Source organism: Xenorhabdus griffiniae, from assembly GCF_015163655.1.
GTDB lineage: Bacteria > Pseudomonadota > Gammaproteobacteria > Enterobacterales > Enterobacteriaceae > Xenorhabdus > Xenorhabdus griffiniae.
The window spans coordinates 1-8009 of sequence record NZ_JADEUF010000141.1 but is presented as its reverse complement, the minus strand read 5'-3'; the positions used below and the strand labels follow the sequence as shown (position 1 = coordinate 8009).

At 46.7% G+C, this 8009-nt stretch carries 5 protein-coding genes; 4 read left to right on the top strand and 1 reads right to left on the bottom strand.

Annotated features, from left to right (window positions below):
• The first annotated feature begins 120 nt into the window (after positions 1 to 120).
• The 4 genes from IQ211_RS16830 (at position 121) to IQ211_RS16815 (ending at position 7893) form a co-directional block, all read left to right on the top strand.
• Positions 121 to 1818: a ShlB/FhaC/HecB family hemolysin secretion/activation protein gene (locus IQ211_RS16830; RefSeq protein WP_189759318.1), complete on the top strand. Its 1698-nt coding sequence runs from the start codon at positions 121 to 123 to the stop codon at positions 1816 to 1818.
• Between the two features lie 30 nt (positions 1819 to 1848).
• Entirely contained in the window at positions 1849 to 6972 is a 5124-nt protein-coding gene (locus IQ211_RS16825; RefSeq protein WP_189759319.1) for a DUF637 domain-containing protein, read from the top strand.
• A gap of 9 nt (positions 6973 to 6981) precedes the next feature.
• Positions 6982 to 7335, top strand: a complete 354-nt coding sequence (locus IQ211_RS16820) for a DUF596 domain-containing protein (RefSeq protein ID WP_189759320.1) — start codon at positions 6982 to 6984, stop codon at positions 7333 to 7335.
• Positions 7336 to 7539: 204 nt separating this feature from the next.
• A complete protein-coding gene (locus IQ211_RS16815; RefSeq protein WP_189759321.1) occupies positions 7540 to 7893 on the top strand; it encodes a DUF596 domain-containing protein in 354 nt (117 codons plus the stop codon).
• Between the two features lie 33 nt (positions 7894 to 7926).
• On the opposite strand, the gene IQ211_RS16810 is transcribed toward IQ211_RS16815, so the two are convergent.
• Positions 7927 to 8009: IS1 family transposase (locus tag IQ211_RS16810; RefSeq protein WP_228011593.1), on the bottom strand; the 83-nt coding region annotated here is incomplete at its 5' end.

Below are 8009 nucleotides of genomic sequence, written 5' to 3'. Positions count from 1 at the left end.
GTTTTATAACCTATAAATATTTCTTTGTGATTTAGACCATATTGAAAATCAGAGAATAGATATCAGAATAGGCTATCTCTCCTTTTATAAGTATTTATTAACTGATTAACCAATTAAATTATGACAATAGGAATATTCAACCAAATAAAAATTGGGTTATTGGGCTGGGCTATCTTTGTTGTACACATCGCACAAGCCGATGAACTTCCTTTTAATCATCAAGCGCAAGAACCGCACCTGGCATCCCCGCCAGCGATACTGGACAGTCAGCGTCAACAGCAAAAAATATTGCTGGATGATGCCCAGCAACAACGGGAAGATTTGCGGAAAAAATCGATTATTCCCGAACAAACCATGGAGAGTGAGCAGACCATTGATACTCAGTGCGTTAACATTAACGAAATCCTATTCCAAGGCGCAGAGTCCTTATCCATATCTGTACAGCACACAGTGACCCAGCCTTATGTCCATCGTTGCGTGACGCTGACTGAACTTAAGCAGTTAGTGCGGGCAGTCACCAACGCCTATATCACAGAGGGCTATATCACTTCACAAGCCTACCTGCCTGAACAAAGCCTCTCTGATGGCAAACTCCGTATTACGGTAATAGAAGGCCGGATTGATGCCATTGAAATTGATGGAAAACCGCCACGTATGGCAAAGATGCTGTTTCCGGGGATAGTGGGAAAGATCCTAAATTTGCGCGATATTGAACAGGGACTGGAGCACCTTAATCGTCTGGCTTCGTCCCGTTTCACCATTGAGATCAAACCGGGTGCACAACCCGGGTACTCTACAGTGCATATTCGGCAGCAAGCCCGTCGCTTTCCGGGCAGGGGATTGATCAGCGTCGATAACAGCGGTCAAAAAGGGATAGGCGAATATCAGGCAAGTGCCGGATTGGTATTGGATGCCCCTTTGGGGCTGGGGGAACAATGGTCATTCTCCTGGCTACAGGATACGGATTTTAGGCCGGCGGGACATAGCCGTAGTCTGGCGCTGTCAATGAGTGTTCCTTATGGCTATTGGACCGCACGTTATCACTATTTTTACCATACCTCGCGGCAAAAACTGGCGATCATGGGAAAAAATTATCCCTATGACAGTGAAAACCAGACACATCAGCTTGACATCACCCGCACACTTTATCGGGATGGAAAGCAAAAATTCGGTTTACAAGCCGGCGGACGCTATAAGGCAGTGAAAAACGCAATTGCCGATCAAAAACTCTTTTTAAGCAGTCCGGTGATAAAAACAGCTTCTGTAGGCGCCCAGTACAGTACCCTATTGGGTGGCGGTTATTTTACCTTCAGACCCGCCTTTGAGTATGGAAACGCGGTCACATCCCCTCCTCTCGCAACCCGAAATACCTTCCGTAAATTCAACTTAAGCAGCAGTTACTATTACCCTCTCTCCCCCAATACCGCGTATTTAACCTCATTTTATGGGCAGTTGAGTCCTGATGATCTGCCTTCCCCTGAACGGCTGTCTCTGGGGGGATTGTACTCGGTACGTGGATACAAAACCCAATACCTGAGTGGTGACCAGGGGTTCTACTGGAGACAGGAGGTCACCCATCAATTTGACGTCGGTCAGATTGGTGCACTGACGTTTATGGGGGCATTGGATTATGGCCATCGGGTTGGGCAGCCTCGTTATGGCGTGGCAAAGGCGCATTTATTGGGCGGTGCTCTTGGTGTCACGCTGACACAACAGGTGATGTCATCCCAGCTCATGATTGGTAAGCCACTGTATTACCCGCACACGCTAAAGCCTGATGCATGGTCGTTTTATGCCAGCGTTTCACTCGAATTTTAAGTTAACCCTGATAAGAAAAGGTAACCCATGATGTCTCAACAAAACTCATCAAAAATGAAGTGCCTGATTTATCTAATTACTTATCTGACAGCGGTGTATCCACTGCATCCCGCGATAGGGAAAACCAATCCTGACGCTCGCGGGCTACAGGAAGGGGATATTGAGAAGTACTATTACGAGGACCCGGTAACAGGCAGCCAAATGTATTCTCATGTTATGAATATCCCCAAACCGAATACGGCAGGTGTGAGCCATATTTATTACGGTAATTTTGTGGTGCCTGGGGGCATGGGAGTGATATTAAATAACGCGAACACGGACACACAAACCGAACTGGCCGGGAGAATTCGGGCAAATCCGAACCTGATTAACGGTAAAGGAGCAGACCTGATTATTAATGAGGTGATGGGTCCCGACCCTTCTGAGCTGGCAGGCCCTCTGGAAGTGGCGGGGCAAAAAGCCCGGGTTGTCATTGCCAACTGGAATGGTATTACCTGTGATGGTTGTCGTTTTATCAATACTGCCGGGGTGACATTAACGACCGGGGAGCCGATGGTTGATAAAAATGGGGCACTGGCCGCCATCGGCGTGAGAGAAGGACACATTACTATTGGCGAGCGTGGATTGGATGCACAGTCAGCAGACTATGTTGATATTATCAGTCGTGCGACGACCCTTAACGGCGTAATAAAAGCCAAAGACCTGTCGTTGGTACAAGGGGCTAACCTGTTTGACTTTGAACATGGAAATTTTCCCGTTAAAGGAACAGGAGAAGTTCCCAAACTTGCCATTGATACACGGGCGATGGGAGGCATGTATGCGAATAAAATCAGCCTGGTGGGAACGGAAACCGGCGTTGGCGTTAATCTCGCCAATTTGACCACTCACCAAGATGGTATCCGTTTGACTGTGGATGGCAAAATCACCCTTGGGAATGTCAACGCCAAAACCGATATTAATGTGAGTAGTAAAGACATTGACATCGTTAAAAACAGTCAGGTCAAAGCAGGGAAAGATATCACATTAGCGGCTAATACCCTGAACAATGCAGGTAAGGTGCTTTCAGCCGGGGATATGCGTTTATTTGTTGATCGTTTGGATAATCAAGGGGGAGAGGTTAGCCTGATTCAGGCCAATCGCAACCTGTGGCTGCAAAAAGACTGGGTGGGCAATCCAGCGAGTAGGGTTAACAACAATCGAGGAACGCTGCAAACCCAATATGGCGATATCGTCATGCGTACAAAAGAATTCAGTAATATTGAGGGGGGCCTTCTCGCTTCAGGGGCGAATGCTTATATCAATGCCTCTAATCTCACCAACAAAAACACCAGTCAGTTAAGCGCACGTAATAATCTTATTCTAACGGGTAACAACTTTTTCACGGGTAACCATCGTGACTGGACGGAATACAAACAACTCACCTCACTCCAGGGCCATAATATTGTTGTCGATTTTAAAAACAGGTTCGATTTGTTATCGGGCATGACATCAATCATCGGGAGAAATATCCTGCTTCATGCCGGTGAAATGGCCGGTCCCGGTTACCTTAAAGTGAAAGCGGACAATGAACTGTCAGTCATCGCTGACCGTAACATGGCTATTTCCCAGGGAATGATGCATGCAGATAATAATCTGGTATTGGTTGCCGGCGAGAATATCAAGCTGGACTCCGCAACCCTGACAGGGAAGAACGATGTTGAACTTGTTGCGCGTGCTGGAAACATCACGGTGAAAAATGGTGTGACCGCGGCTGATAACAATTTACGGATATCAGCGGGTAACAATCTCGAGGTCATTGGGCTTCGGTCAAATCAGGCAAATAACATTACGTTAAATGCGGGAAATATCATTGATGCACAAGACGCAGAATGGGAAGCAAAGCATGATCTGACATTAATTACCGGTCAATACATCAATACCAAAAACGTGGTATTGAAAGGGGACAATGTTGAATATGCCGTGCGCGAAGGCAACATCACATTAGGCAACGGTCATGGCCCCTCCATTTCAGCCACTCACAATTTACGGGTGTCGGCGGGTAAAGATTTGTACTTCTACACGGCAACTCAGCCCAATGCGTCCTATGACCTGACATTAAGCGCCGGCCATAACCTGGATGTTACCCCCACACTTCAGAATTGGAATGTGGGTCCATTGAAGACGACGGGCAGTATTAATTTGTTTGCGGGCAATGATATTAAGTTACTCAGAAGAGAGATCGACGCCGGACAACACATCACGTTGGGCGCAGGGCGTGATATTGATATGCATGCACATGATGCCGAAGATGTGCCTTTAGATGAAGCCAGCGCCAGAATTTTGGCGGGTAGCGCCCGTATTACTGCCGGCGATCACCTGAAACTGAGTGCAGGCCGGGATATCGTTGGCCGGTTTGCTACATTAACCTCGAGCAGAGGGGATATCTCCGTTAATGCGGGGCAAGACGTGGTCTTCCTGGCACAAAAATATTCGCCTGACCACGCAGCAGATTATAAATCCTACGCTGCTGGCATCAGCACCCTGAATGCAGCCCAGAATCTTACCCTCTCTGCGGCCGGGAATTTATTAACCTATGGCTCAAGCCTGACATCCGGTCGTGATATGACGCTCTCCACGGGCGGAAATATCCGCTTCGAGTCGGTACAGGAACATATCGAAGACGGCAACAGTGAACGCTTCACACAACGTGTTAGCCAGCTTAAGAGTGGCGGTGCATTAACGATGCATGCCCAGGGCAGTATTTTATTTCAGGCAACCGCGTTGATGGCTAAAGGGGCAATGGATATTGCTGCCAAAGGGGGCGTTCTCTATGCGCAAGCGATGGAAGAGTCATATAAATGGGAAGATAAGGAAAGGAAATGTGGCGGTTTTTTAATCTTCAGGAGCTGTAAGGAAGCAACCCGGATAAAACATAACTCAACGAGCAAACCGGCTGAGTTTATTGCGGGTGGTGATATTACCCTGATGGCAAAAGACGATGTGACATTGGAAGCGAGCCGGATTGACACCAACAAAAACGCGAAAATTACCAGCCAAACAGGAAAAGTAAACTTCAGGGCGATGCCAAATACCGCGTTTGAACGAACTGTCTCCGTGTCAGAAGGTTTTTTTGTTACACACCGTGATAAAGGCAGTAGTGAGAAGGTATGGTCCATACCGTCAGTGCGTGTTGGCGGGACATTGACGGTGGAGTCAGGGCAAGGTGTCAGTGCGGATGTAAAAGTCAAAGAGGGGCAGTTACTTGAAGACGCGTTGGTGAGGCTCGGCAATACCCCGGGGACGGAATGGCTGAAAGATCTGCACAATCGTCATGATGTTCAGTGGAGTCTGGTTAAGGATGCTTACAGTAGTTGGGACAAGAAAAGCCAGAGCCTGAATCCGGTTGTGGGGGCTGTGATTGCGATTGCCGTTGCGGCGGTAACCGCAGGCTCTGGTATGGCTGCCTGGGCGGGAGAAGCTGCGGTGGGAGCGACCGGGGCAACAGGTGTTACGGCGAGCGCAGTTTATGGGGCGGCTTATAGTGGCATGATAGGGTTGACTTCGCAGGCAGCGGTTGCCTTAGTTGAAAATCAAGGCAATCTCTCCAGGACACTGACCGCGCTGGCAAAGCGTGATTCCGTAAAATCTCTCGTAACAAAAATGGCAATGGGGGGGACATTGGCTGGTCTGGATCACTCAATGGGATGGGGAAACATCGCAGGAGAGACCGGGGTTGTTGATCCTGCCAAGGCCCAGCTTCCTTTGGTGAATAGTGACTGGATTAAGGTAGCCCAGCGTGTTGCCGCGCATTCTATTGTGAGTTCAACACTAGGGACAGCCATGAATGGCGGCAGTTTTACGGATAATTTGAAAACAGCATTCTTGAATAATATTGGAGACCAAATTCAGGCGCAAGGGGCCAAACTGGTTGGTGATAACGGGGAAATTTTAGGGCATGCCGGTAAGACGCTCAGTCATGCTGTTGTCTCAGGGATCAGTGCGGAAATTGCAGGTGGGGATGCTAAAGGGGCTGTTGTCGGGGCTTTAGCGGCTGAATTTGCTGCAATTACAATGGAAAACAGGTTGTTTGAACCTGCGTATAAAAATGAATCAATACGCCAGCTTTATAAAATTCAGGAAGCATTAAGAGGAAATGAAGCCAAAGCCCAATTGGCTAAGTTTATTGGCGCATTGTCGGGGGCATTAATTAGTCATACCCCAGAAGGAGCTTATCAGGCAGCGAGTACCGCAGAACTGGTTTATCGTAATAACTGGACTGAGCATATGTGGTCTTGGTTGGTGCTTGAAAACCAAAAAGACATACTAGCGGCAGCGAAAGGGGATAAAGCCGCCGCTGAACGTGTTGCTGCTCGGCGAGATGCAGCGATTGCTGTGACAATCACAGCAGCAGGTGGCTATACTACTACTATTGGTGGACATATATTAGTCGCCGGCTCTGCAAGATTGCTCGCTGCGGGGCGTGTCGCTCTTCAAAGCTGTAAGGCCAATCCTTTGTTATGCCTGAACCAGGCGTCAATTGCAGCTCTTGATGCGGCAGCACCCGAAGCTGCCATAGGTACGGGTGTTTTGACAAGTAGCTCCATCTTGGTTCTGGGCAAAAGCAAAGAGAGTACGCGTGCACTGGCAAAAGCCCTGAATGAATCAGGAGAAACTTTTTCAAAGACGGGTAAATTAGAAGGAAAATCGCTCTCCCAGATCGTTCAGGCTGAAATTAAGAATGATGCGCTGTCAAAACCGACTCTTGATGCTCTGGAATCAATCAAGAGAACACATAAAGAAAACGTGTTTAAAATTTTTGACAGGAACAACACTGAAAGTGAATTGACTGTCTTTGGACAGAAATTTAAACAAGTGTACGGTGATGGGGGAAGCAATGCAGCAGGTACTGTTAAAGTGTTTGAAACCCAGAAATTGACTGAGCAGAATATCCGTGCTTACGCTGAAAGTTTAACAGGCGGTGTACCTCTCACACAAGTTCCTAATAAACCAGGATTTTATTTTGCCAAACTCGCTGATGGCAGTACCATAAACCTGCGTGCAGTTTCAACCAGCGCAGATAAAACCAAGGCACGCTGGACGGTTGAAATTGTACGCGATAAACAATTTCAAGTTAGTGATGATGCTAAAAGAAACGTGGAAATAAAGTTTAGGTAAGGGGGAAATATGCTATTTAGTGAAAGTAAGTATAAGTTATTTTTGGAAGGATTAGAAGGATGCTCTCCTAGCCTTGTGTGGGCAGCAATGGAAGCAAAGAGTTTTGGCAAGACTGATTTTTCTTATAAGGATAAGCAAGACTATTTTTTTGAGTTTCTTGAGTTACTGTTAAAAAATGGCAGGATTAAGCTCGCCAAACATGGCGAATTTCTGGCGGGAACTATTGATGAACAGTTAGCCCGCTTGCGGGCAGCTTTCCCTGAAACGGAAGAAGAATTATATGATGGACTCTGGTTTGCTTTTGAGGAATGCCCGGGGGGGATTGTGTGGATTTTGGAGAGCGGCGAGCTGTATTGGACGTGATTTTTTGAGTGAGTGACAGTTTTTCAAATCAAGCTGTGTGGATGAAAAGATCCCACAGCTTTCTTTTTTGTGTGAAAGAATTGTAATTATCTGGTGCTTTCACTTTATTCCCCCGCCTTCCGGTTCATATACATTCCTAATAAACCAGATTTTTTGCTAGACTAGAAGATAGTTCTGCCATAAACCTGCTAATAAGGGGGAAATATGCTATTTAGTGAAAGTCAGTATAAGTTATTTCTGGAAGAATTAGAAGGAAGCTCTCCCAGTATTGTGTGGTCAGCAATGAGAGCAAAGAATTTTGGCAAGACTGATTTTTCTTATAAGGATAAACAAGACTATTTTCTTGAGTTTCTTGAGTTACTGTTAAAAAAAGGCAGGATTAAGCTCGCCAAACATGACGAATTTCTGGCGGGAACTATTGATGAACAGTTAGCCCGCTTGCGGGCAGCTTTCCCTGAAACGGAGGAAGAATTATATGATGGGCTATGGTTCGTTTTTGAGGAATGCCCGGGGGGGATTGTGTGGATTTTGGAGAGCGGCGAGCTGTATTGGACGTGATTTTTGGTCACGTATTCAAAATGTTGATTGGTCTTAAATATAATATTCTCTTTCGATAAAAGTCCCGATGACTTTGTCATGCATTTCCGGTGATTTTGAATAGCCTAATGTTTTAC

What these genes read in the sequence shown, in the direction of transcription:
- IQ211_RS16820 (WP_189759320.1), top strand. Translation starts at nt 6,982, where the DNA reads ATGCTATTTAGTGAAAGTAAGTATAAGTTATTTTTGGAAGGATTAGAA.
- IQ211_RS16815 (WP_189759321.1), top strand. Translation starts at nt 7,540, where the DNA reads ATGCTATTTAGTGAAAGTCAGTATAAGTTATTTCTGGAAGAATTAGAA.
- IQ211_RS16825 (WP_189759319.1), top strand. Translation starts at nt 1,849, where the DNA reads ATGTCTCAACAAAACTCATCAAAAATGAAGTGCCTGATTTATCTAATT.
- IQ211_RS16830 (WP_189759318.1), top strand. Translation starts at nt 121, where the DNA reads ATGACAATAGGAATATTCAACCAAATAAAAATTGGGTTATTGGGCTGG.